This window comes from Sphingopyxis sp. A083 (assembly GCF_001468495.1).
Taxonomy (GTDB): Bacteria; Pseudomonadota; Alphaproteobacteria; order Sphingomonadales; family Sphingomonadaceae; genus Sphingopyxis; species Sphingopyxis terrae.
Genome location: NZ_LNSK01000001.1, coordinates 475,969 through 500,745, shown reverse-complemented (window position 1 = coordinate 500,745; position 24,777 = coordinate 475,969). Strand labels below are relative to the sequence as shown.

At 65.9% G+C, this 24,777-nt stretch carries 23 protein-coding genes; 11 read left to right on the top strand and 12 right to left on the bottom strand.

The annotated features are described in order from the left end of the window. The 3 genes from ATE59_RS02440 (at nt 1) to ATE59_RS02430 (ending at nt 5,696) form a co-directional block, all read left to right on the top strand. Nucleotides 1-1,815 (top strand): tetratricopeptide repeat-containing sulfotransferase family protein, encoded by a 1,815-nt coding sequence (locus ATE59_RS02440; RefSeq protein WP_058811062.1) that lies wholly within the window; start codon nt 1-3, stop codon nt 1,813-1,815. Nucleotides 1,816-1,957: 142 nt separating this feature from the next. After that, complete coding sequence (locus ATE59_RS02435; RefSeq protein ID WP_003050738.1) at nt 1,958-4,345, top strand: TonB-dependent receptor; 2,388 nt, start codon at nt 1,958-1,960, stop codon at nt 4,343-4,345. 4 nt (nt 4,346-4,349) lie between these two features. Next, nucleotides 4,350-5,696, top strand: coding sequence for an amino acid permease (locus ATE59_RS02430; protein ID WP_003050736.1), 1,347 nt, complete (start codon nt 4,350-4,352; stop codon nt 5,694-5,696). Here ATE59_RS02430 and ATE59_RS02425 read toward each other — a convergent pair. Genes ATE59_RS02425 through ATE59_RS02415 form a run of 3 tightly spaced genes read right to left on the bottom strand, consistent with a single transcriptional unit; the run spans nt 5,673 to nt 9,657 of the window. Further along, nucleotides 5,673-7,277, bottom strand: a complete 1,605-nt coding sequence (locus ATE59_RS02425) for a phytoene desaturase family protein (protein ID WP_058811061.1) — start codon at nt 7,275-7,277, stop codon at nt 5,673-5,675. The genes ATE59_RS02430 and ATE59_RS02425 overlap by 24 nt on opposite strands. Further along, nucleotides 7,274-8,494, bottom strand: a complete 1,221-nt coding sequence (locus ATE59_RS02420) for an FAD-dependent oxidoreductase (protein ID WP_040590688.1) — start codon at nt 8,492-8,494, stop codon at nt 7,274-7,276. Before ATE59_RS02420 ends, ATE59_RS02425 begins: the two co-directional genes overlap by 4 nt. After that, the gene (locus ATE59_RS02415) at nt 8,491-9,657 is read right to left on the bottom strand and encodes an aromatic ring-hydroxylating oxygenase subunit alpha (RefSeq protein WP_058811060.1); all 1,167 of its coding nucleotides are present in this window, start codon (nt 9,655-9,657) and stop codon (nt 8,491-8,493) included. The genes ATE59_RS02420 and ATE59_RS02415 overlap by 4 nt, the downstream gene beginning before the upstream one ends. Nucleotides 9,658-9,690: 33 nt before the next feature. Here ATE59_RS02415 and ATE59_RS02410 point away from each other — a divergent pair, with 33 nt between their 5' ends. Then, entirely contained in the window at nt 9,691-10,305 is a 615-nt protein-coding gene (locus tag ATE59_RS02410; protein ID WP_231737149.1) for a TetR/AcrR family transcriptional regulator, read from the top strand. Nucleotides 10,306-10,309: 4 nt separating this feature from the next. Here the strand turns inward: ATE59_RS02410 and ATE59_RS02405 are convergent, their stop codons facing one another. The 4 genes from ATE59_RS02405 to ATE59_RS02390 all read right to left on the bottom strand — a co-directional run bounded on the left by ATE59_RS02405 (nt 10,310) and on the right by ATE59_RS02390 (nt 13,578). Beyond that, on the bottom strand, nt 10,310-11,683 hold the full coding sequence (locus tag ATE59_RS02405; RefSeq protein ID WP_058811058.1) for a M20/M25/M40 family metallo-hydrolase: 1,374 nt from the start codon (nt 11,681-11,683) through the stop codon (nt 10,310-10,312). A 74-nt stretch (nt 11,684-11,757) separates the two neighbouring features. Beyond that, nucleotides 11,758-11,949, bottom strand: coding sequence for a DUF2945 domain-containing protein (locus ATE59_RS02400; protein WP_003050720.1), 192 nt, complete (start codon nt 11,947-11,949; stop codon nt 11,758-11,760). 26 nt (nt 11,950-11,975) lie between these two features. Then, the gene (locus tag ATE59_RS02395) at nt 11,976-12,371 is read right to left on the bottom strand and encodes a bactofilin family protein (RefSeq protein ID WP_120694129.1); all 396 of its coding nucleotides are present in this window, start codon (nt 12,369-12,371) and stop codon (nt 11,976-11,978) included. 1 nt (nt 12,372) lies between these two features. Continuing rightward, nucleotides 12,373-13,578 (bottom strand): M23 family metallopeptidase, encoded by a 1,206-nt coding sequence (locus ATE59_RS02390; RefSeq protein WP_003050711.1) that lies wholly within the window; start codon nt 13,576-13,578, stop codon nt 12,373-12,375. Nucleotides 13,579-13,820: 242 nt separating this feature from the next. On the opposite strand from ATE59_RS02390, the gene ATE59_RS02385 reads away from it, so the two are divergent. Beyond that, the gene (locus ATE59_RS02385; RefSeq protein ID WP_231737170.1) at nt 13,821-15,233 is read left to right on the top strand and encodes a methyltransferase family protein; all 1,413 of its coding nucleotides are present in this window, start codon (nt 13,821-13,823) and stop codon (nt 15,231-15,233) included. Nucleotides 15,234-15,252: 19 nt separating this feature from the next. On the opposite strand, the gene nth is transcribed toward ATE59_RS02385, so the two are convergent. The 3 genes from nth to dapB form a co-directional block, all read right to left on the bottom strand. Further along, a complete protein-coding gene (nth, locus tag ATE59_RS02380) occupies nt 15,253-15,909 on the bottom strand; it encodes an endonuclease III (protein ID WP_058811057.1) in 657 nt (218 codons plus the stop codon). Next, a complete protein-coding gene (locus ATE59_RS02375) occupies nt 15,906-17,066 on the bottom strand; it encodes a M48 family metalloprotease (protein ID WP_058811056.1) in 1,161 nt (386 codons plus the stop codon). Before ATE59_RS02375 ends, nth begins: the two co-directional genes overlap by 4 nt. A gap of 79 nt (nt 17,067-17,145) precedes the next feature. Beyond that, nucleotides 17,146-17,871: a 4-hydroxy-tetrahydrodipicolinate reductase gene (gene dapB, locus ATE59_RS02370; protein ID WP_058811055.1), complete on the bottom strand. Its 726-nt coding sequence runs from the start codon at nt 17,869-17,871 to the stop codon at nt 17,146-17,148. A 127-nt stretch (nt 17,872-17,998) separates the two neighbouring features. Here dapB and ATE59_RS02365 point away from each other — a divergent pair, with 127 nt between their 5' ends. After that, complete coding sequence (locus ATE59_RS02365; protein ID WP_058811054.1) at nt 17,999-18,703, top strand: NAD-dependent deacylase; 705 nt, start codon at nt 17,999-18,001, stop codon at nt 18,701-18,703. Nucleotides 18,704-18,706: 3 nt separating this feature from the next. On the opposite strand, the gene tadA is transcribed toward ATE59_RS02365, so the two are convergent. Further along, on the bottom strand, nt 18,707-19,165 hold the full coding sequence (gene tadA, locus ATE59_RS02360) for a tRNA adenosine(34) deaminase TadA (protein ID WP_040590678.1): 459 nt from the start codon (nt 19,163-19,165) through the stop codon (nt 18,707-18,709). A gap of 252 nt (nt 19,166-19,417) precedes the next feature. Between tadA and rpmB the strand changes: the two genes are divergently transcribed. Continuing rightward, nucleotides 19,418-19,711 (top strand): 50S ribosomal protein L28, encoded by a 294-nt coding sequence (gene rpmB, locus ATE59_RS02355; protein WP_003050690.1) that lies wholly within the window; start codon nt 19,418-19,420, stop codon nt 19,709-19,711. 39 nt (nt 19,712-19,750) lie between these two features. Here rpmB and ATE59_RS02350 read toward each other — a convergent pair whose 3' ends face one another. Next, entirely contained in the window at nt 19,751-20,737 is a 987-nt protein-coding gene (locus ATE59_RS02350; RefSeq protein WP_058811053.1) for an esterase-like activity of phytase family protein, read from the bottom strand. Nucleotides 20,738-20,911: 174 nt separating this feature from the next. Here ATE59_RS02350 and ATE59_RS02345 point away from each other — a divergent pair, with 174 nt between their 5' ends. The 4 genes from ATE59_RS02345 (at nt 20,912) to ATE59_RS02330 (ending at nt 24,767) form a co-directional block, all read left to right on the top strand. Continuing rightward, on the top strand, nt 20,912-21,313 hold the full coding sequence (locus ATE59_RS02345; RefSeq protein ID WP_003050684.1) for a glycine zipper 2TM domain-containing protein: 402 nt from the start codon (nt 20,912-20,914) through the stop codon (nt 21,311-21,313). A gap of 175 nt (nt 21,314-21,488) precedes the next feature. Beyond that, entirely contained in the window at nt 21,489-22,580 is a 1,092-nt protein-coding gene (locus ATE59_RS02340; RefSeq protein ID WP_081611226.1) for a Ppx/GppA phosphatase family protein, read from the top strand. Further along, nucleotides 22,577-23,299 carry an RlmE family RNA methyltransferase gene (locus ATE59_RS02335; RefSeq protein ID WP_058811052.1) on the top strand — a complete coding sequence of 241 codons (723 nt, stop codon included), beginning with the start codon at nt 22,577-22,579 and terminating at the stop codon, nt 23,297-23,299. The genes ATE59_RS02340 and ATE59_RS02335 overlap by 4 nt, the downstream gene beginning before the upstream one ends. A gap of 4 nt (nt 23,300-23,303) precedes the next feature. Next, nucleotides 23,304-24,767, top strand: coding sequence for a S41 family peptidase (locus ATE59_RS02330; protein WP_058811051.1), 1,464 nt, complete (start codon nt 23,304-23,306; stop codon nt 24,765-24,767). Nucleotides 24,768-24,777: the final 10 nt, after the last annotated feature.

The following is a 24,777-nucleotide window of genomic DNA, read 5'->3' as shown; positions in this document are numbered from 1 at the left end:
TTGGCGACCGTCACGCACGATCAGGCGCTCGCCAACGCCCGGCATCTGCTGGCGGGTCAGCCTGCGGCGGCGCTGGCGCAGGCGCAGGCGATTATCGAGGTTGTTCCGACATCGGCCGCCGCCCACCGCCTTGCCGCGCACGCGCTGCGCGCGCTCGGACGCGAGGATGAGGCGCAGGCGGCCGCGCTCGACGCCGTTGGCGCGGCGATCCACGATCCCGAGATGATCGCGGCGGCGCTCGCCCTCGCCGAAGATCGGCTGCCCGATGCCGAGGCCGCGCTGCGCGGACGCCTGCGCGACGACGCCACCGATGTCGCGGCGATCCGCATGCTGGCCGAGGTCGCCGGGCGTATCGGCCGTTATGGCGATGCCGAAAAGCTGCTGATGCGGGCGGTCGAACTCGCGCCGGGGTTCGGCGCCGCCCGCGCCAATCTGGCGACGGTCTATTACAAGCAGAATCGCTTTGCGGAAGCCGTCGCGGCGCTCGATTCCGTGCTCGGCGACGATCCCGACAATCCGGCCCACGCCAATCTGAAGGCCGCCGCCCTCGGCCGTATCGGCGGCTATGACGAAGCGATCGCGCTGTACGAAGAATTGACCCGCCGCTTTCCCGGCCACGCCAAATTGTGGATGAGCTATGGTCATATGCTCAAGACGGTCGGGCGGCAGGACGACAGCATCGCGGCCTATCGCCATGCGCTCGCCACCGATCCCGGGCTGGGCGAAATCTGGTGGAGCCTCGCCAATCTGAAGACCATTCGGTTCGACGCCGCCGACCGATCCGCCATGGAAGCTGCGCTCGTCGATGCGGCGCCAACGGACGAGGCGCGCGCGGACGACCGGCTCCATCTGCACTTCGCGCTTGGCAAGGCCTATGACGATGCCGGCGATCATGCCGCAGCCTTTCGTCACTACGCAGCAGGCAATGCGATCCGGTCGGCGCAACTCGGCTATGATCCGGCAGATACGCGCGCCACGGTCGATGCCATCATCGCCCATTTTCCGGCCGAACGCTTTGCGGCAATGGCCGGTGCGGGCGCGCCCGATCCCGATCCGATTTTCGTCCTCGGCCTGCCGCGCGCGGGTTCAACGCTGATCGAGCAAATTCTGGCAAGCCATAGTGCGATCGAAGGCACGATGGAATTGCCCGATATTCCGGCGCTGGCGCTCAGCCTCGGGCGCGATGCGACGGGCGACCCGCGTCGCTGGGTCGAAGCACTGGCCGATCTGCCCTCCGATGCGCTGGCCGACCTCGGCCGGCAATTCCTGGCGCGCACTGCAGTCCAGCGCAAAACGGACAAGCCCTTCTATATCGACAAGCTTCCGAACAACTGGCTTTACCTGCCCTTCATTCGCCTGACCCTGCCCGGTGCCAAGATCATCGATGCGCGCCGCCATCCGCTCGATTGCTGCTGGTCGAACTTTCGCCAGCATTTCGCCAAGGGTCAGGCGTTCAGCTATGGGCTGGCGGATATCGGCGCCTATTATCGCGACTATGTTCGCCTGATGGCGCATATCGACGCGGTCCAGCCGGGCCGGGTTCACCGCGTTATCCACGAGGCGCTGCTCGACGATCCGGAGGGCGAGGTTCGCGCGATGCTCTCCTATCTGAACGTCCCGTTCGAGGAGGCCTGCCTGGCCTTTTACGCCAATGATCGCGCCGTGCGTACCGCATCGAGCGAACAGGTGCGCCGCCCCATCAACCGCGACGGCGTCGATCAATGGCGCCCCTATGACGCATGGCTCGACCCGCTCAAGGCGGCGCTCGGTCCGGTGCTGGAGGCTTATCCGGGGGTTCCACTGCTCGCCGACTAGCCCGCCGCGCGCAAATACGTTGCCTTTGAGCAACAGCAGCCGACATTTTCGACCAATGCGCGCACCGGTGCGATGACAATGCTTGCGCTTGCGCTGCACCGCGTCATTCTCCGTCACATTGTTGTCATCGAGGGGGGTCTCTATGCGGAATGTTTCGGCAGTGTTGGCGAAAGGCAGCGCGCTGCTGCTCGGCAGCACGATCCTGTGCACGTCGGGAACGGCGCTCGCACAGCAAACGGCGCCGGCCAATGGCGACGACATCGTCGTCACGGCTTCGAAGCGCGAGCAGAATCTGCAGGACGTGCCGATGGCGATCACCGCGCTCGGCACCGAAAGACTGGCCGAGTTGCAGGTCAAGGAATTTCAGGACGTCGTCAAATTCCTACCGTCGGTGACGATCCAGACGGCCGCCCCGGGTTTTGCCCAGGTCTATTTCCGCGGCGTGTCGTCGGGCGAGAATGCAAACCATTCAGCCTCGCTGCCGACCGTCGGCACTTATCTCGACGAAATGCCGGTAACGACCATTCAGGGCGCGCTGGATATCCATGCCTATGATCTTTCGCGCGTCGAGGCACTCGCCGGGCCGCAGGGCACGCTGTATGGCGCAAGTTCGATGGCGGGCACGATCAAGCTTGTCACCAACAAGCCCGACACCAGCGGCACCTATGGCGAGATCGGGGCCGAGATCAATTCGGTCGCGCACGGCAATTTCGGCGGTGTCGCCGAAGGCTTCATCAACGCGCCGCTCGGTGAGCGCGCGGCGCTGCGCCTTGTCGGCTGGTACCGGCACGATGCCGGCTATATCGACAATATTCCGGGCAGCCGCACCTATCCGACCAGCGGCATCGTCCAGAATAATTCGGCCTATGTCGAAAACAACTACAACGATGCCGACACCTATGGCGCGCGCCTCGCGCTCGGGATCGAGCTCGACGACAATTGGACCCTGCGTCCGACGATCATGGGCCAGATCCAGAAGACGAACGGCAGCTATTCGCAGGAGCGGTCGAGCGCCGTCACCGGCCAGTTGCAGACCGTCCAGTACAATCCCGAATGGAGCAAGGACAAATGGCTGCAGGCGGCCCTGACGATCGAGGGCAAGCTCGGCAATTGGGATCTGACCGTCACCGGCGGCCACCTGCGCCGCCGCACCGACGTGGCGAGCGACTATTCGGATTATTCCTATTTCTATGACGCGCTCTACGGTTCGGGCTATTATCTGCGCGACAATGCGAACAATCTGATCAGCCCCAATCAGTATATCAACGGCATCGACCGTTATAAGAAGAGCTTTGTCGAGGCACGCATCGCGTCGCCCGCCGATGCGCCGATCCGCTTTATCGGCGGCGTGTTCTGGCAGCGCCAGAGTCACAATATCGAACAGAATTACATCATCGACAATCTGGCCGACGATCTGAAGGTGCCCGGCACGGCCAGCGACATCTGGTTGACCAAGCAGTTCCGCGTCGACCGCGACTATGCCGCGTTCGGCGAGCTCAGCTACGACATCACCGACAAGCTGACGCTGACCGGCGGCGGCCGTCTGTACAAGTTCGACAACAGCCTGGTCGGCTTCTTCGGCTATTCGGCGGGCGTGTCGAGCCGAACCGGCGTCGCCGCCTGCTTCGGTCCGGCGATCGTTGCCGGGTCGCCCTGTACCAATCTCGACAAGCGGACCAAGGATACCGGCTTCATTCACAAGCTGAACCTGACGTACAAGCTCAGCGACAATGCCTTGATCTATGGCACCTGGTCGCGCGGCTTCCGTCCCGGCGGGATCAATCGCCGCGGCACCCTGCCGCCCTATGGTCCGGATACGCTCGACAATTATGAATTCGGCTGGAAGACCAACTGGGGTCCGGTGCGCTTCAACGGCGCCATCTATCAGGAGGACTGGAAGGACATTCAGCTTTCCTTCCTCGGGCTCAACGGTCTGACCGAAATCCGCAACGCGGGCGTAGCGCGCATTCGCGGCATCGAACTCGACCTCGGCTATCGCGAGGGCGGCTTCTCGATCAACGCCGGGATGAGCTATAATGATGCGCAGATTCGCCGCGATTTCTGCCTGATCGCGAACAGCAGTTTCGACTGCACCCTGCCCGGCAGCGACGGTGCGACCAATGCGCTGCTCGCCCCGTCGGGAACGCAGCTTCCGGTGACGCCGAAGTTCAAGGGCAATCTGGTCACGCGCTACGAATTCCCGATCGGCGGGCTGGGCGGGCATGTCCAGTTCGCGCTCAACCATATCGGCAAGCGGCGCAGCGACCTTCGCATCTTTGAAAATGCGCTCAAGGGAACGCTTAAATCCTATACCACCGCCGATATCAGCATCGGTGTGAAGGGAGAGGATTGGAAGGCCGAACTGTTCGCGACCAATTTGTTCGACAGCAACGGCATCATCAATACGGGTGTCCAGTGCCTCGAAACCACCTGCGGCGATCCCGACGGGCTGACCAGCACCGGCGGGGTATTCTACGACACGCCGATCAGGCCGCGACTGATCGGGCTCAAGGTCAGCAAGGAATTCTGACCGGGTGACGAACCCCGCACAGCAACAGGGCGAGGCCGGGCAGAAGCTCGGTCTCGCCATGTGCGTCGCGCTCGTCATGGGCAATATGATCGGGTCGGGGGTGTTCCTCCTGCCCCGCGATCTGGCGCCGCTCGGCTGGAACGCCGTCATCGGCTGGGGCGTGACGATCACCGGCACCCTGTGCCTCGCCATCGTCTTTGCGCGGCTTGCGCGGCGATTGCCCGGCGGCAGCGCGACGTTCACCTACGCCAATGCCGCCTTCGGCCCCGGCACGGGATTCACCGTCGCCTGGAGCTACTGGATCAGTTGCTGGACGGCGAATGCGACGCTCGCCGTCGCGGCGGTCAGCAATCTTTCGATCGTCATCCCCCGGCTGGGCGACAAGGGGCCGCTGCCCGCGCTGGTCGCGATCGGCTTCCTGTGGCTGTTCACGCTCATCAACCTGTCGGGCATCCGCCGCGCGGGCGAGACGCAGATCATCACGCTGCTGTTGAAGCTCGTGCCGGTGATCGGCGCGGTGCTGGTCGCGGCTTGGCTGCTCGGCACCGGCGAAGGCCATGCCGCAGGGATGGCACATACCCAGCCGGTCAGCCTGTCGGCAGTAAGCGGCGCGGCGACGCTGACGCTGTTCGCGCTGCTTGGCTTCGAAAGCGCCGCCGTCGTTGGCGACCGGGTGCGCGATCCCGAACGGATGATCCCGCGCGCCACGCTGATCGGTGCCGCGGCGACCGGCCTCCTCTATCTCCTGTCCTGCACCGCGGTCACCATGCTGCTGCCCGTCGAAACGCTGCAACAGTCGAACGCCGCCTATGCGACCTTTTTCGGAACGCTGGTCAGCCCGTTGGCGGGCGATATCGTCGCGGTCTTTGCCGCGATCGCCGCGCTAGGCGCGCTCAACGGATTCGTGATGCTGCAGGGCGAGATTCCGCGCGACCTCGCCCATCGCGGCCTGCTCCCTTCCCTTTTCGGGCGCGACAATCGTTTCGGGTCGCCGCAAATGGCGCAGATCGCGTCGAGCCTGCTCGCGAGCATCGTCGTCTATGCCAATTATTCGCGCGGGCTCGCCGAACTTTTCACCTTCATGGTGCTCATCACCACCTCGACCGCAATCATCCTCTATGTCGTCGGCAGCCTGTCGGCGCTGCGGCTGGAACAGGCGGGCAGCCTGCGCGTCTCGCCGGGTTTTGCGGCGCTCACGCTCGTCGGCTTCGGCTATAGTTGCTGGGCCTTTTACGGCGCCGGGATCGAGGCGAGCCTGTGGAGCGTCGCGATGACCGCGGCGGGACTGCCCATCTATCTGCTGATGCGCCGCCGCGGGGGCGCGGCCTCAGCGCCAGCGGGGCGCGAATAGACCGCGGTCGCGCAGGATCACCTGCGCCGCATTATGCCCCGGCGCGCCGGTGACGCCGCCGCCCGGGTGCGTTCCTGCCCCGCACATGTAGAGCCCCTTCACCGGCCCGCGATAGCCGCCATTGCCGAGCACCGGCCGCGCCGACCAAAGCTGATCGAGGCTCATATTGCCGTGCATGATGTCGCCGCCGACCAGCCCGAACTTGCGTTCAAGACCCTTGGGGCTGAGGCGCGTCTGGCCGACGATGCTGGCGCGGAAGCCGGGCGCATGCTTTTCGACCGTGTCGATGATGCAATCGGCTGCGGCTTCCTCCTCATCGTCCCAGTCGCGTCCGCCCGGCAACTCGGGCGCGAATTGCTGGCAGAAGAGGCTGGCGACATGGCAGCCTTCGGGCGCGAGGCTGTCGTCGACGGTCGAGGGGATGAGCATCTCGACGATCGGTTCCTTCGACCAGCCGTCGCGCTTCGCGTCGAGAAAGGCGCGGTCCATATAATCGAGCGTCGGCGCGAGGATGATCCCCGACTGGTGATGCTCGCCGGGTTCGGGAAGACAGGTGAATTTGGGAAGCTCCGACAGCGCGACATTCATGCGGAAGGTTCCGCTGCCTGCCTTGAAACCCTTGATCCGGCGTTCGTAATCGGCAGGCAGGTCACCCGCGTCCATCATCCGTTCGTAAAGCAGCTTGGGCCCGACATTGGCGATCACCCGCGCCGCCGCAATCTCCTCGCCGCCGACGAGCTTGACCCCCACCGCCTTGCCGCCGTCCACGAGCACCTTCGCTACCGGGCTTTCGAGGCTGATCTCGACGCCATGATCACGGCAGACCTTCGCCATGATCTCGGTGATCTTGCCCATGCCGCCGACGCTGTGGCCCCACGCCCCCTTCTTGCCGTTCACCTCGCCGAAGACGTGGTGGAGGAGGACATAGGCGCTGCCCGGCGTGTCAGGGCTGGCATAGTTTCCGACCACCGCATCGAAGCCAAAGGCGGCTTTGACCGCCTCGCTCTCGAACCAGCTGTCGAGCATCGTGCGCGCCGACTTGGTGAAGAGGTCGAGCACGTCGCGCTGCTGTTCGAGACTGAGACCCGCAAAGCGCCGCCCCTGCCGCGCGCCGTCGAGCAGCGTGCGCATCCCTTCGCCGACATTGGGCGGAACGCGCAGCGCAAGATCGCGGAGCAGCTCGGCGACATTCTCGAGCGCGTCATAATATTGCGGCAGCACCTCGGCATCGCGGGCGCTGAACTTGCGGAACTCGGCCTGCGTCCGTTCGAGCCCGCCACCGAGCTTGAGGTAGCCGCCATCCTCCTGCGGCAGGAAATTGCTGATCGGCCGTTCGATGACGCGATAGCCATGATCGGCGAGCTTCATGTCGGCGATCACTTTCGGTTGCAGCAGGCTGACCGTATAGCTCGCAACCGAATTGCGGAAACCCGGCGCAAACTCCTCCGTCACGGCGGCGCCGCCGACGACATCGCGCGCCTCCACGATGCGGACCTTGAGCCCCGCCTTGGCAAGATAGAAGGCGCAGACAAGGCCGTTGTGGCCGGCGCCGATGATCAGCGCGTCATAGGCTTTGGTCATGAAAAATCTTTCGCAAGGGGGGACTGGACATGCTGCCGCCCGAAACCGAGGCCGAGTATGCGGCCGGGAATGCGGCGCAGCAGCGGGATATGGTCGAGCAGGCGGATCGCGAGCGGGACATGATCGATCTCGCCGCGCAGCATCGGTTCGACGACGCGCTGGTGCGCGAAGCGCTGTAGCGCCTGCATCCTTGTCGTCGGCTTCCATCGACGATCCTGCACCTGCGCGAGCAACGGATCGGGATCGGCACCGGCGGCGAGCGGCGCCGCGAGGATATTCGCCGCGGCCACCGCATCCTGCACCGCAAGGTTGATCCCGACGCCGCCGACGGGCGACATCGCGTGCGCGGCATCGCCGATCGCGAGCAGTCCGGGCTGCCACCAGCGGGTCAGCCGATCGAGCGCGACCGACAGCAGCTTGACGTCGTCGAAGCTGGCGATCGCGTCGATTCCGGCGGCAAGGCCCGGCGCTATCGAAACAATGGTCTCACGAAAGGCCGCAATACCGCGCGCTTCGACCGCCGCGAAGCCGCCCTTTTCGATGATCTGCGCGCACTGCCAATAATCGCCGCGCGGGATCGCGACGACCATTCCGCCCTTGTCGATCGTGCCGAGCGGGACTTCGGTCATGTCCAGGTCCGCCGGCATCGGCACCCGGAACCACAGCACATCCATCGGCGCGCCGAGATCGTCGAGCGGCAGCCTGGCGGCATCGCGCAGCACCGACCGGCGCCCGTCCGCTGCGATGACGAGCCGTGCGGGCAGCGTTTCGCCGCTCGCCAGCGTTACGCCGTCGACGCGGCCGGTCGGATCATGGCGCAATCCGGTTGCTTCGGTCGACATGCGCAGGTCGAAGGTGCGATATTTGCGGCCTTCGCGCGCGATGAAGTCGAGCAGATCCCATTGCGGCATCATCGCGATAAAGGGTGCGGCAACGGGCAGATGCTTGAGCGTCGCGATCGTGTAGCGGCGCCCGAGCAGGTCGAGCGTCATCGTGTCGAGCGCGGCATGCGGAAGCGCGAGCAGAGCGCCGAGCAGGCCGATGTCGTCGAACAGGTCGAGCGTCGAGGGATGCACCGTATCGCCGCGAAAATCGCGAAAGAAGTCGGCGTGCTTTTCGAGCACGGTCACCGCCACCCCGGCGCGCGCGAGCAGCAGCCCCGCGACCATCCCGGCGGGACCGCCGCCAACGATGACCACGGGCGCCGTGCCGGTCAAGCGCGGCTCCACCCCGCCGCCGGCGCCTGCTCCAGTCGCGCTTCGGGGATGATCGCGCGCATCCGGGCACAGAAATGCTTGAGGCAGACTTCCTTGTCGCTGAGCGGTCCCATCTGGAAGCTTTGCGATTGCATGCCCTGCTGGACGCGGGTGATCAGCGCGGTATCCTCGGCATTGACCTGACGATTGATGCGCCAGTTCAAATAACGCGCGGCCTTCATCTCGCGGCGCGCATCAGGAAGCACGTAACTGATTTCGCGGATCAGGCAGCTCGTCGGGCCGGTCGGCAGCCACTGCATGAAATCGACCTGATCGGGGTAGATGTCGAAGGCGACATTGGGCCACAGCTTGAAATAGAGCCAATGGCGCTGGTTCGCTTGCGGCAGGTGCGGCACCGGCGGCAGCAGCCGCTGATAGAGCCGCTCGGACCAGTTCGCCGACGGTCGGTCGGCGAGGTCGCCCCACATGCGATCGACGCGATCTTCCGCTTCGACGCCATAGCTTTTGCCGAACAGCCGCGTCAGGCCGGGGTGGGCAACGGGGATGTGCAGGCCGTCCGAATAATTGTCGCCGACATTCTTCCAGTTCACATCGCGCGGGCGCAACGTGACGCGCCCCAATGCGCCGAGTTCTTCGAAACGATAGGGTTCGACCATCGCTTCATAGGGCGCCATCATCGCGGCGACCGACGGGCCGCCGTCGTCCTCCAGCCGCACGAACCAGAAGCCGCGCCATTGTTCGAGGCCGACGGGAACAAGCCCCGCCTTCCCCTTGTCGAGCGTGGGATAGCTCGCCGAATCGGGAACGCCCGAGAGTCGCCCGTCGAGTTCGTAGGTCCAGGCGTGATAGGGGCAAACGAGCTTCTTCGCGCAGCCCGCCGCGCCGTCGACCAGCCGCGACCCGCGGTGACGGCAAACGTTGGTAAAGGCGCGCACGACGCGGTCGGCACCGCGAACGACGATCACGCTTTCGCCGCAATAATCGATGCTGTGCCAGTCGCCCGCCGCGGGAATGTCGCTATCGTGGCACACGACCTGCCAACTCGGGCGGAAGATGCGCGCCATTTCTGCGGCGTAGAAATCGGGGTCGCTATAGGTCCAGGCCGGGAGCGACCAGCCGTCGAGCGGGTCGGGATGCGAATCGCGTTGGGGTGCAGTTGCCATGGCTCGTTCCTTGTTATACACATGTATAACAACATGACCGCCGCTCGCCAAGCCTTTACGCGCGAAAGCGCCGACGCCCGCCGGGCCGACCTGATAGACGCGACCGCGGCATGCCTTGCCGAGCTTGGGCTGGCGGGAACGAGTGTCCGCGCGATCTGCGCAAAGGCGGGGGTATCGCCGGGGTTGCTGCGTCATTATTTCGGCGGCATCGACGATCTGATCGCCGCAGCCTATCAGGCGACGAGCGACCGGATGGATGCGGTCTTCGCCGCCGCCGCCGATGCGGCGGGCCCCGATCCGCGCGCGCGGCTGACCGCCTATCTGACGGCCAGTTTCCGCCCGCCGGTGACTGACCCGCAATTGCTCGGCGCGTGGACCGCTTTCTGGGCGCTCGCGCGCAGCGATGCGCGCATGGCGGCGATCCACGCCGACAGCTATGCCGGCTATCGCGCCCGGCTGCACGACCTGCTCGCGCCGTGCGGCGCGCGCGATCCCGATCAGCTCGCGATCCTGCTTACCGCCATGGTCGACGGGCTGTGGCTCGAACTGTCGCTCGACGCGAGCAGCTTCGGCGCCGATTCAGCGGCGGCGATGGTCGAGCGGGCGGTGGCGGCGCTGCTTTCGCCCTCCCCCGCTCCCCCAGAATAATTGCCTATTTCGCCAGGTCGCGCAGCAGGCTGTCCCAATGTGCCAGCGCGCCGGGAATGGCATCGACCGGCACCCGCTCGTTGAGCCCGTGCGCGTAGCTGTCGCTCGCCTTCGAAAACAGGCCCGCGACGCCATAGCTCGGGACGCCCAGCATGCGGAAATGATAGCTGTCGGTCGCCCCCGCGCTCATCGACGGGATGATCGGCAGGCCCGGGAAGCGCGCATGGACCGCCTTCGTCACCGCCGCCATCACATCGGGGCGCAGCGGCGAAGCGTCGCTGGCGCTGGCGTCGGGATCGGGTTTCACCGCGACCGCGGGGTCGGCGATCACCCGTTCGAGTTCGGCGCGCACCGCCTCGACCGGCACGCCGGGAAAGATGCGGCAGTTGATATTGGCGGTCGCGCGCTGCGGCAGGGCGTTTTCGGCGTGACCGCCGTTGACCAGCGTCGGGACGCAGGTGGTACCGATCTGGCCGACATATTCGGGATCAGCGGTAATCGTCGCGATCGCCGCCGCGTCGGCGGGGTTTGCGGCAAAGGTCTTGAGCGCTGCGCCGATCGCACCGCCGACCTGATCGGCGACGATCGGCATACCGACCTTGGTCAGTTCGTTCTGCTGCGGCTTGAAATGATAGGCGCCCACCTTGGCGAGTGCATTCGACAATTGAACGATGGCATTGGTCGGCGACGGGCGCGAGCTGTGACCGCCGGGGTTCGTGACCTCCAGCGTGAAGTCGGCATAGGTTTTTTCGCCGGCCTGCAGCCCATAATATTGCGCCTTGCCGTCCTCGCCGATCAAGCCGCCGCCGCCATCGCCGTTGAGCGCGAGTTCGGCGTCCTTATATTTGGCGGCGAGCGCACGCGTCGTCGTCATCGACGTTTCCTCGTCACCCGACAGCAGCAGGATGATCGAGCGCTTGGGCTTGAAGCCGTCCTTCTTGAGCTGCGCCATGGTGGCGACCATCATCGCGACGTCGAATTTATTGTCCTCCGACCCGCGCCCGAAAATATAGCCATTCTCCTCGACCGGCACGAACGGATCGCGCGTCCAGTCCTTTGCGTCGGCCTCGACGACATCCATATGGCCGAGCAGCAGGATCGGCTTGTCCTTCGTCGTTCCCTGCAGCGTGGCGGCGAAGGTCGCGGTTTCGCCCATCGGGGTGATGACGATGTCGCTGTCGGCATAGCCCGCCGCCTTCAGCACCCCGGCATAATAGGCCGCAAGTTCGGGCACCTTGCCGCGTCCCGCGACGGTCGGAATCGCGACGCTGTCGATCAGGATCTTCTTCGCGGCACCCGTATCGGCAGGTTTGGCATGGACGGGCGCGGCGGCCAGCAAGGCGGCGGCGAGGGCGAGCGGAGCAGTAAGGGTGCGCATGGCTCGCGACTATGGCGCCTGCGCGCCGGCGCGCAAGACCCGAAGTTGAGCCGATGCCCCGCGGGCGATGCCGGTCAAGCCGGTGTGAGTTCGCTCGCAAGCTTGAGCACGCAGCGCCCATCGAGCATTTCGATCAGATAGGCGGGATTCGCCGCGCTCCCGTTGCGCACGATCCGGCTACCCTTGATCGTGCGTTCGACGCGGCGGTCGAAGCGCTCGGCGATCACGCCGCGACCTTCGCCGCGGCCCCATTGCCAGCACACCATCGTGCCGACCGGAAAATCGCGGTCGGTCAGGCGCCGAACGAGGCCGGCTTTTCGCCGACGACTTCGAGCGCCGGGGGCGCCTTGGCCGCACCCGCACGGCGATGCGACAGCTTGCCGTCGACCTTGCCGCCATTTTCGATCGTGATCGTTTCGTAGGTCACGTCGCCGGTGATCCGCGCGCTGGCGTGGATGATCAGCGTCTTGGCCTCGATCGACCCGTCGACCAGACCCGCAAGCTTGGCGGTTTCGGCGACGACACCGCCCTTGATCTCGCTCGCCTCGCCCTGGACGAGGTTGGCGCATTTCAGGTCGCCTTCGATCTTGCCGTCGACGTGCAGGTCGACGGTGGCCGACACATTGCCGGTGATGACCACATCCGACCCGATGATCGAGAAGGTGGTATGACGCGCGCCGGTCGCCATCTTAGCGGGCACCGGCGGAAGCGAGGGCGCCGACTCGCTGCCGGGCGTCGTCTTTGACTTCGAGAACATCGGCTTTGGCCTCCAGAAAACGCCGCGGATTGACCGCGACCCCGTTCAAACGGACTTCGAAATGCAAATGGCTGCCGGTCGAGCGGCCGGTGCTGCCCATCCGGGCGATCTGCTGCCCCGCGGTGACGCGGTCGCCCACCTTGGCGTTGAAACCCGACAAATGGGCGTAGCGGGTCAGGATGCCCTGGCCATGATCGACCTCGACGACATTGCCATAGCCCGACTTCTGGCCGACGAAGCTGACGCGCCCGGGTGCGGCAGCGAGGATCGGCGTGCCGATCGGGCCGGGGAAATCGAGCCCGGCGTGCATCGCACCGGCGCCGGTGAAGGGATCGCTGCGATAGCCATAGCTCGATGAGAGCATCAGCACATGCGCCGGCTGACCCGAAGGGATCGCGACGAGGGTGCGTTCGAACACTTCCATACGGAACAGCGCGCCTTCGAGCGCGGCGAAGCTGGTGCCGAGCGCGCCCGCATTGCCGCCGCGGCGCTGGAAGGGGATGAGCGGACCACCACGACCCGACGAGGCGTCGCGAACGAGCGCGCGCGGATCGAGCCCGAGCTTGGCGACTGCGCTTTCGGCCTTGGCGGCGCGGGCGTTGACCGCGGCTAGCAGGCGCGACGAAAAAGCCTCCTGCCGCGCCTCGATGCGGGCGAGCGCCTGCGCTTCGGGGGGCAGGCGCGGATCGATGGCGCTGGTCTTGAGCGGCGTCGCGGCGGCGCCGTCGCCTTTAGCATCGCCGGCCGCTTTCGCCGGCGCGGGCAGCGCTTCGTTGCCGAAATAATCCTGCTGCCACTGTTCGAGCTGCTTTTGCCGCTCGTCGAGGTCGGCGGCGATTTCACCGACGCGGTCGCGATAGCGCGCGATGCGCTGCTCGGCAGCCGCGGCAGCCGCCTGCTTCTGCGCGACTTCGGCGCGCTCGTCGGCAGTGAGCAGCTGGTTGACGAACACGGCGAGCGTAATCGCAGCCCAAGCGAGCAGCACCGCGCCGGCGATCAGCGCAACGCGCTTTTGCCAAACGGCGCTGATACGCAGAAACCGGACATGGCCGTGCGTGCGAATGAAGATTTCATGGTCCTGGAACAGCGCATTGAAACGCTGGCGCCAATGGCGCAGACCCGTCGATTGGGAAGACAAGCTACGACCCCGTCTTGTTGTTCTGATGGAGCCCTCCGCCCCGACTTGGTGGGGCCTTTACCAGCGCCGGCGGAGCATCGCGACTCTTCAGCGGCCGAGTCGGGTTGAATCGAACCTGACTCGCGGTGAACGGTGTCAAACCGTCGCAACTATGATCGATCGGGCGGCATTTTCGCCGCGAATCGGGGATTATCGTTGACGGCTTGCTTACCATTTCGGCCTAGGACGAGGGGGTGACCCATATGCCCGATCTTGCCGTTCCGGCGGCCGCCGAGACGGCGGCTGACGCCATCGAAGCGCCCGCTTCGCGCCCCCGATCAGCGGTCAGCGCCGGGGTCGGGATCGTCGGTATCCTGGGCCTTTTTTCCTATCTGCTGATCGCGCGTTACGCGCCCGAAATTGCCGCCTATCTGGGCGTCGACTGGGGACAGCGCGGGCCGATGAACGGCCCCAATTCGGCGATCGCCAGCGTTCTTGCCTGCGGCGTGCCGATGGTGCTGTGGTCGCTGTTCGTCGACAAGGTGCATCGTAATCCGTCGACCGGCATCGACTGGTCGCTGCGCCGCCCCTGGCGCGAGACGATCGACATCAGCCTGACCAAGATCGCCGGCCTGTGGACGACCTGGGCGCTGATCGCCGGATTCTATGCCGTGATGCGCTATTATTGGGAGGGCAATTACGCTTTCTCGATGGACCTGCTCGAACGGGTGGTGCCGTGGCTGCTGCTCGTATCGGTGCCCTATATGCTGTGGCTCGACCGCCGCATGGTCGAACCGCGCGACGGCTGTTACCAGTTCGGACGCTGGCTGATCGCGCCGCGGCAGGCGGGACGCGTCCAGCCGGTCGATGGACGCGCGATCGCGCATCATCTGCGCGCCTGGGCGGTGAAGGGGTTTTTCACCGCCTTCATGCTGTCGATCGTGCCGGGCAATTTCTCGTCACTGGCCAGCGTGCCGATGCGCGACGTCCTCGCCAATCCCTATATGACCGGCATCTGGACGATCAACCTGCTCTATCTGGTCGATGTCCATGTCGCGACCGTCGGCTATATCCTGACCCTCAAGCCGCTCGACGCGCATATCCGCACCGCCAATCCCTATGGCATGGCGTGGGTCGCGGCGCTGGTCTGCTACCCGCCCTTCATTCTGATGAACGGCGGGCCGCTCGACTATACGGTGAACGGGTCCGACTGGGGCTATTGGCTTCAGGGGCACGACGCGCTGATGACATTGTGGGGCGTGGCGCTGGTCTTTCTGGTCGGCATCTACGCCTGGGCGACGATGGCGTTCGGCATCCGCTTTTCGAACCTGACCCACCGCGGCGTCATCACCCACGGCCCCTATGCCTTCACACGGCACCCCGCCTATGTGTCGAAGAATCTGAGCTGGTGGATCGGCTCGCTGCCCTTCCTCGTCACGTCGGGCAGCGCCGCCGACGCGGTGCGCAACACCATCCTGCTCGCAGCGGTCAGCGGCGTCTATTACTGGCGCGCCAAGACCGAGGAAAAGCATCTGCTCGGCGATCCCGCCTATCAGGCCTACTGGGCCTGGGCGCAGCGCCACGCCCTCGTCCCGCGCCTGTTCGCGAAGCTGAGCGGCCGCGCGTTGCCGCGGATACGGCTCGATCCCGATCCGCGCGTCGGGCCGGTCGCCTGACCACCCGCCGGACGCGCTGTCAGGGAGCCTGCCAGCCCTTCGGCGCGGGCGTCTTGGGCTTGTAACGGCACAGATCGGCAACCGGGCAGCGCCAGCATTCGGGGGTGCGCGCCTTGCAGATATAACGGCCGTGAAGGATCAGCCAGTGGTGCGCGCCGACGCGAAAGGGCTGCGGCGTTTCCTTGTCGAGCTTTTTCTCGACCGCGAGAGGCGTCTTGCCGGGCGCAAGGCCGGTGCGGTTACCGACGCGAAAAATATGCGTGTCGACCGCAAAGGTTTCCGCCCCGAAGGCGCAGTTCATCACGACATTGGCGGTCTTGCGCCCCACCCCCGGCAATTCGACCAGCGTATCGCGGTCGGCGGGCACTTCGCCGCCATGGTCGCGGACGAGAATTTCGCTGAGCGCGATGACATTCTTCGCCTTCGCGTTGAACAGCCCGATCGTCTTGATGTGCTGCTTGAGGCCGTCTTCGCCAAGGTCGACCATCTGCTGCGGGGTCTTCACGTCCTGAAACAGTCGCCGCGTCGCCTTGTTCACCCCGATGTCGGTCGCCTGCGCCGACAGCACCACCGCGACGAGCAGCTGGTACGTGTTGCCAAATTCCAGTTCGGTTTCCGGACTCGGGTTGAGTTCGGCAAGGCGGCGATAGAATTCGAAGATGTCGGCCTTCTTCATTCGGCCGCGGGCGGGTGCGCCGCCTTCCAGTCCATCGCGACGCGCACGCGCCGTTCGACCGAAGGATGGTCGTAAAAGATCGTCTCCTCGACCGCGCCGGGGCGCGGGTTGCGATATTCGGCGGTCTTGACGAGCGCGGTGGCGAGCGCGTCGGGACGGTTTTCGGTCTTGAGCGAATAGAGGTCGGCCTCGCTCTCGTCGATGCGGATCAGCGTGTTGGTGATCGGCAGGGTGACGAGGCTGAACAGCGACAGGAAGAAAAGCAGGACGGGGAAGCCGCGCGGATCGCCGATCTCGGCATCGCTGCCGAACAGCCGCGCGAGGCGCGGGAAGAACCGGTCGGCCACGAAGAAGAGCAGCGCCGCGAGCGCCGCGAAGACGAAGACCATGCGCCAGATATGGCCGAGCACATAATGGCCGATCTCATGCCCCGTCACCGCGCGCACCTCGTCAAGCGAAGCCTTGCCGATCGCAACGTCCGAGATCGCGATGCGCGCCGAATGACCGATGCCCGAGACATTGGCGGTGAAATTGTTCGATTGGCGCGATCCGTCGAACATATAGATGCGGTCAGCCGGTATGTCGGCCTTTGCCGCCATCTCGACGAGCGCATCGCGCACGGGCCCTTCGGGAACCGGCGTATATTTGTTGAACAGGGGCTCGATCGCGATCGGCGCGACGAGCAGAAACGCCGAAATGGCGATCGCCGCCAGCCCGCCCGACCAGATCCACCAGCGCCTGCCCGTGCGCCGGATCAGCGCATAGACGCCGAGGAAGAAGAGCCCGCCGAGCAGCGCGGTGATGACGGTCGAGATCGCCGCCTGACCGAGCCAGTCGCCGAGCGGCTGGCTGGTGCGATCATAGGCGGTCTCGCGAATCCAGCCGGTGTAGATGTCCCACGGCAGAGTGACGAGCGCCGAAAGCAGGAAGAAAGCCGCGCACAGCACCCAGGTCCGCAGTGCCCAGCCGCGCCGCGACAGACGCGTATCGATGCGATCGAGAACCCGCAGCCGCACGAAAAGCAGGGTCACGGCCGCCGCGACGAGCAAGCCCCACAAGAGCAGCCAGTGATTGCCGTGCGTATAGGCGGCGGCCTTCGCCAGCGCCTGCGGCCCCAGGCTGTCGATGTAGCGCGCGGTTTCGGCGGCTGGGTTCATCGCGATATCTCCCCTCAACGTTGGCAGCGATGCCGTATTAGGAGAGCAATACGCCGAAATCGGCGCGCCGCAAGCCCGTTCAGAGGCCGAGCACCTGCGGCATCGTGTAGCGACCCGCCGGCTGGTGGATCAGCCACAGCGCCGCCCGCACCGCGCCGCGCGCGAAGATCATGCGGTTTTCGGCGCGATGCGACAGGGTGATCATTTCCTCCGGCCCGGCGAAGATGACATCATGGTCGCCCGCGATGGTCCCGCCGCGCAGCGATGCGAAGCCGATCTTGCCATGGCCACGCGCCCCGGTGACGCCATCGCGGCCCCGTTCGGAGCAGCGGTCGAGGCTGATGCCGCGCCCCTCGGCGGCTGCCTGACCAAGCAGCAGAGCGGTGCCGCTCGGCGAATCGACCTTCATCCGGTGATGCATTTCTAGCACCTCGATATCCCAATCGGCGTCGAGCCGCGCCGCCGCCTCGCGCACCAGATGCGCAAGCAGCGTGACGCCAAGCGAAGTATTGCCCGTCTGGAGCACCGCGATATCCTTTGCGGCATCGTCGATCAGATAATGGTGACGCTCCTCAAGCCCCGTCGTGCCGATGACGATGGGCTTCCTTGCGGCAATGCAGGCATCGAGCGTCGCCTCCAGCGCGCCGGGCGACGAGAAATCGACGAGCACATCGGCGGCGGCAACGAGCCGCGCGACATCGCCGCCCTTGTCGACGCCGCAGCTGCGCTGCCCCGCCTCCGAAATCGCGGCGGCGAGCGCGACGCCCATCCGTCCCTGACTGCCGATGATGCCGATGCTCGTCATGACGCGTCCCCTTATCCCGTCCCCCTTAGCGCTTCGGATCGCGCGAAGTCGAGGCACCGTTCGCCCCGTGCGGGCCGGATTGACGAAAAAGGATGAAGCCGCCGGTGCGTCCCGATAGAGAGGCCGCATGAGCGGCGTCCATAACATCGTGATCCTGACCGGCGCGGGCGTGTCGGCCGAAAGCGGTATCGACACCTTCCGTGACGGCGGCGGGCTTTGGGAACAGCACCGGGTTGAGGATGTGGCGACGCCCGAAGCCTTCGTCCGCGATCCCGATCTGGTCCACCGCTTTTACGATGCGCGCCGCGCCGCGATCCAGACCAAACAGCCCAACGCCGCCCATGCCGCGCTGGCACGGCTCGACGCGCATTGGCCCGACGAGTTGCTGATCGTGACGCAGAATGTCGACGATCTTCACGAGCGCGCGGGCGCGAAGCGGTTGATCCACATGCACGGCGAACATCTGAACGCGTGGTGCACCGCGTGCGACCGCCGCAGTCCGTGGACCGGCACGCTGATCGACCGGCCCGCCTGCCCGGCGTGCGGCATGGTCGGCTATCTGCGCCCCGACGTCGTGTGGTTCGGCGAGATGCCCTATCGGATGGACGACATATATCGCGCCATCAACCGCGCCGACCTGTTCGTTTCCATCGGCACCTCCGGCGCGGTCTATCCCGCCGCGGGTTTCGTGCGCGAAGCGCGGCAGGCGGGCGCACGCACGCTCGAGCTCAACATGGAGCCGAGCCAGGGCAGCTACTGGTTCGACGAGGCGCGGCAGGGACCGGCGACACAGCTGGTGCCGCAATGGGTCGATCAATTGCTGGGATTTTGACCGTCAGCGCCGCGCCGCGAAGAAATCGCGGAGCAGCGTCGCCGCTTCGCCGGCACCGATCCCGTCGTAGATTTCGGGGCGATGATGGATCGTCGGCTGCGCGAAGACGCGCGGACCATGCGCGACCGCCCCGCCCTTCGGATCGTCGGCGCCATAATAGAGGCGCGCAATTCGGGCATGGGCGATGGCGCCCGCGCACATCGCGCAGGGTTCCAGCGTGACATAGAGGTCACAGCCGTCGAGCCGCTCGTTGCCAAGCTTCGCCGCGGCCGCCCGAATCGCTACAATCTCCGCATGCGCGGTGGGATCGTGCGATTCGCGCGGGCGGTTATGGCCTTCGGCCACGATCGCTCCGTCCTTGACGACGACCGCACCAACCGGCACTTCGCCCCAATCGGCGGCGATCCGGGCAAGGTCGAGCGCGCGGCGCATGGGTTCGGGAAGCGGGAAACGGGTTGGCATCATCTTTTCCTGCTGCGCAGGAAAGCCCGGCACCGGCCCGCTCCTCCACCCGGCCTCCCCCGGCTTGCTATCGTCGGGGAGGCCGGGTGGAGGAGCGCGCCGTTGCCGCCTTCCACGTCAGTGGAATCTGCCCTAATGACTTGACGAATCTCCGGCAAGCCGATAAGCGCGCGCCTTTCCCGGCCCACCCGGTCCCTTCGGCGCCTTTCGCGCCAACCGGCACGCCGCCCAGATTTTGTGAGGAAGAAGACGATGTCGCGCATTTGCGAACTGACCGGCAAGGGCCGCCAGGTTGGCCACAATGTCAGCCACGCCAACAACAAGACCAAGCGTACCTTCCTGCCCAACCTGCAGAATGTGACGCTGCTGTCGGACGCGCTCGGCAAGGGCGTGAAGCTGCGCGTGTCGACCCACGGCCTGCGTTCGGTCGAACATAATGGCGGCCTCGACAACTGGCTGATGAAGACCGGCGACAATCTGCTTTCGGACAACGCCCGCAAGATCAAGAAGGAAGTCGCGAAGAAGCTGGCCGAAAAGGCCGCCTGATTCGTCCTTCGACGTGCTGCGACAAAAAGGCCGCCGGTTTTACCGCGCGGCCTTTTTGCTGTCCGGCAGGTCGACGAGTTCGAATTCGACGAGCAGGCTGCGCTGCCAGGCGTTGAAATTATTGTCCGCGACGAGCCACACGAACGTGTGGCCATCCCGCCGCATAACGGCCGCCCCTTCATAATTGTCGGCGAGCGGCGCCGGAACCTGACCGATCGCCACCGACCGGACGACGGCGTCCTTCGCGATATCGGCGGGGTCGACGATCGCGAGGGTCGTCGTGAAGATCGGGGAAAGACCCAGCCGCCGGTGAACCAGCAGAACGCGGCCGTCGGGTAGCGGCGCGGCGTCGCTGACCAGCCCCTTTCCTTCAGCATCATAGAAGAAGCGCAGCGGCGCCGGCCCCGGTGCGGCCGGGTCGCCCGTGTAGAGCAGCGCCTCTCGTCCCCGCGGATCGCTATGCGCGTCTTCGGAAAAGATCAGGGTCCGGCCGTCGGCCAGCCGGGCCATCGCCTCCGGCCCGCTGTTCGACGGCCAGGCCGGTTCGGGCAAGGCGCGGCGCGATTCGATATGCGTCAGCGTCGGGTCGAGCCGCCAGACCTGGTTGAGGCCTTCGAGCGCCAGCCAGGTTCGTCCGCTTTGCCGATCGACCAGCATCGATTCGACATCGCTCTGCGATTTGTAGCGCCCACCACCGGTCGGTGACGCTATCGTGCCGATATGCGCCGCGCGCGGTTGCCCCTCGTCGGTCAGGGTCATGCGGACCAGGACGCCGTTATCGCCGGCAATCTGAAACCGGTCGGGGCCGGTCAGCGCCAGCGCCGAAAAGCCGCCGAACATGGCATTGGGGCTAACCAGTCGCCAGCCGCGCACGAAGCGCAGCATCCCGGTCTGGCCCGCCGGATAGACCAGGGGCCGCGCCTCGATCCGCTGAGAGGTGCGGTCCATGACACGCAACCGCTGCTCGGTTCCGGGCAGCGGGCCGAGTATGAGGAAGATAGCGGCGGCGGAGAGAAGGCGGCGCATCGCCGCGGCGATAGGCCCGAACCTTCCTTGCAGGCAAGCCCGGCGTCCGGGCGCGCGAAGCTGAACGAATGCCAACAATGATGTTCAGGCTTCCCTCAAGCCGAATCGGGCAAAACCCCTTCATCGACCCACCGCCCGCACCGGGCAGACACAAGAGATTGAAGGAGAAAGACGATGAAAAAGATGATGACGCTCTCCCTCGCCGCCCTGATGTCGACCGCGACGCTGGGCGTGGCGACGCCGGCCGCCGCCCAGCAGGGCTATTACGACGGCAGCTATGGCACCTATTACAGCGGCTATGGTCGCGACGACCGTCGCCACGACCGTTACGACCGCCGCTATGACCGCCGCGACTATCGGGCCGACCGCCGCTACGATCGTCGCTACGACCGCCGCAATTATCGCCAGTGCGACAATGGCACCGGCGGCACCATCATCGGCGCGATCGCGGGCGGCCTCGCCGGCCATGAAATCGCCGGCCGCGGCGACCGCACCGTCGGCACGATCATCGGCGGCGCCGTCGGCGCCATCGCCGGCCGCGCCATCGACAAGGGCAATGACGGCTGCCGTCGCTAAGGCAGGCCCGAGCCCCAACAAAAGACAGTCTCCCTTGCCCCGTCCGGCCCCGCGCCGGGCGGGGTTTTGCTGCGCCATGCACCTTGCCATCGCGCCGGGGCGCGCCTAGGTTCGGTCTCAAGTGCACGCCCGCGGCTGATCGCGGGTGGGTGAGTTGAGACAGGTCATTTAAATCATGCGGCAAATGGCAGCGCCATCGGGCCGACCGCCGCGGTCAGGACAGGCGGCAAAGGGACGAAACAAGACGGCACCGCCCCCGCGGCCCGTGCCGGTCGTACGGCCGCGCAGCTATGCCGCCATCGACCTTGGCACCAATAATTGCCGTTTGCTGATCGCGCGCCCGCAGGAAGGCGAACTGGTCGTCATCGACGCTTTTTCGCGCATCGTGCGCCTCGGCGAAGGGCTGCACAGCACCGGCCGGATCAGCGAAGCCGCGATGGACCGCACCGTCGCCGCGCTCGCCATCTGTGCCGACAAGCTGCGCCGCCGCCATGTCACCCTGTCACGCGCGGTGGCGACCGAGGCGTGCCGCCGCGCCGCCAACGGGGTCGAACTGGCCGACCGGGTGCGCCGCGAAACCGGTATCGTGCTCGACATCATCTCGGCCGCCGAGGAAGCGCGACTCGCCGCGCTGGGTTGCCACAATCTGATGGAACCCGGCGACGGTCCGGCGCTGATCTTCGACATCGGCGGCGGTTCGACCGAGCTGATGCACGTCGATATATCCGACCATGATGTTGCGATCCGCGACTGGATCAGCGTGCCGTGGGGCGTCGTCTCGCTGACCGAACATGCGCCGCCGAGCGAGGATAATCTCTCGGCCCGGCAGGCGAGCTATGCGCATATGCGCGCTGTGACGCGCGAGGCCTTCGCCGGTTTCGCCGAACGAGTGAAGTGCTACGAAGGCCAGCCGCTGCGCCTGCTCGGCACGAGCGGCACGGTAACGACCCTGGCGAGCGTCTTCCTCGATCTGCCGCGATATGATCGGCGCGCGGTCGACGGGCTGGTCGTTCCCACCGACGCGATGCGCGACATCAGCCGCCGGCTGGCCGAGGCGAGCCTCGACGACCGCGCCGAAATCGCCTGCATCGGCCGCGAACGCGCCGACCTCGTCGTCGCGGGCTGCGCGATCCTTGAAAGCATTATCGATCTGTGGCCCGCGCTGCGCGTCGGCGTTGCCGATCGCGGCATCCGCGAAGGGATATTGCGCACGCTGGCGATGCAGGGGCGCGACATTCCGGTCACCCGGCGCGAGTATCGCAAATGAGCGGGCGCAAGGGCGGAGGCGGAAGCGCCAGCGGGCGCGGCGGACTGCACGAGCGCGTCAAGACCGCGCGCCGCCGCACCGCATCCTCGACGCGCTGGCTGCAGCGTCAGCTCAACGACCCCTATGTGCGGCGCGCGCAGGCCGAAGGCTATCGCTCGCGCGCCGCGTACAAGCTGATCGAGCTCGACGACAAATTCGGCTTCCTCAAGAAGGCGCGCGCGGTCGTCGATCTGGGCATCACCCCCGGCGGCTGGTCGCAGGTGGTGCGCAAGGCCAACCCGCGCGCGCGCGTTGCCGGTATCGACCTGCTCGCCTGCGAACCGATCGAAGGCGTCGCGATCCTCGAGATGGATTTCATGGACGACGCCGCCCCCGACGCGCTGATCGAGGCGCTCGGCAGCGCGCCCGACCTCGTCATCTCCGACATGGCGGCCAACACCGTCGGACACCCGCAGACCGACCATCTGCGCACCATCGCACTCGCCGAGACGGCCGCCGATTTTGCGGTCCAGACCCTGTTGCCCGGCGGCGCCTTCGTTGCCAAGGTGTTCGCCGGCGGCGCCGACCGCGAATTGCTGATGCTGCTCAAGCAGAATTTCGCGAGCGTGAAACATGCGAAGCCGCCTGCAAGCCGCAAGGGGTCGCCCGAGCTATATGTGATCGCGCAAGGGTTCAAAGGACGCGGCGATACCGCGCCGGAGCATGACGAAGGGGAGTAGGGACATGGCGAAACCGAAGGCGTCGCTGACCGCATTGACGATGGCGGCGCTGATGCTTGCCTCGTGCGGCGGCGGAGGTGGCAGCACGGCGGGGAGCGGGCCGGTAACGGTCACCCCGACACCCAGCCCGACCCCCACGCCGACCGCCAGCTGCGGCCTGTCGGCACAGCAGGCCTTTGCCAAGTCGGTGATAGACGAATGGTATCTCTTCCCGAACGACGTCGCGACGAACGTCAATCCGGCAAGCTATTCGACGGTGCAGGATTATATCGACGCTCTGGTTGAACCCGCGAGGAATCAAAACAAGGATCGGGGCTTCACTTACGTCACATCGATCGCCGAAGAGACGGCTTATTACAACAGCGGGTCGAGCGCAGGTTTCGGCGTCCGCCTGACCTATGATCCGTCGACCCAGCGCGTGATTATCGCCGAAGCCTATGAAGGTGCCCCTGCCCTCGCCGCCGGGATCGATCGCGGCACGCAGATATTGGCGATCGGGACCAGCGCCGCCAATCTGCGCAGCATCGCCGACATCGTCGCGAGCGAAGGGAATGCAGGCATCACCAATGCTTTGGGGCCGAGCGATCCGGGCGTTACGCGCCTACTGCGGATCAGCGATGCGGGCGGCACCCGCGACGTCAGCGTCACCAAGGCCGACTATAATATCGACCCCGTGTCCGACCGCTATGGCGCCAAGGTGATCACCGAAGGCGGCCAGAGCTATGGCTATATCAATCTGCGCACCTTCATCAGCTCGGCCGACCAGCAGTTGCGCGACGCCTTCCTGAATTTCCGCAACCAGGGGATCACCAATGTCGTGGTCGATCTGCGCTACAATGGCGGCGGCCTCGTCGCGACCGCCGAGTTGTTCGGCGACCTGCTCGGCCGCAACCGCGCGGCAAGCGATGTCTTTTCGCGGACCAGCTTTCGCCCCGAAAAGGCGGCCGCGAACGACGACCAACATAAATTCACCTATCAGCCCGAAGCGATCGCGCCGACGCGCATCGCTTTCATCGGCACCGGATCGACCGCGTCGGCCAGCGAACTCGTCATCAACGGCATGTTGCCCTGGCTCGGCACCAACATGACGCTGGTTGGCAGCAACACCTATGGCAAGCCCGTCGGCCAGATCGCGCTCGACAAGAGCGAATGCGACGAGCGGATGCGCGTGATCGCCTTTTCGACGGGCAATGCGAGCGGGCCGAGCGACTATTTTACCGGTTTGGCGCCCAAGATAGCGAACAGCTGCGCCGCCGCGGACGATCTCGATTATCCGCTCGGCGACGTGCGCGAGGCATCGGTGCGCGCCGCAATCGATTTCCTGTCGGGACAAAGCTGCACGGCGCGGATCGCAAGCGCATCCGCCGGCATTGCCGCGCGCAGCTTCGCCGCCGCACCGGCCGCGCCGGAGATGCTGATGCCGGCCGATCCCCGCGCCGCGCAGCGCGAACTGCCGGGCCTGTTCTGACGGAGCAGCG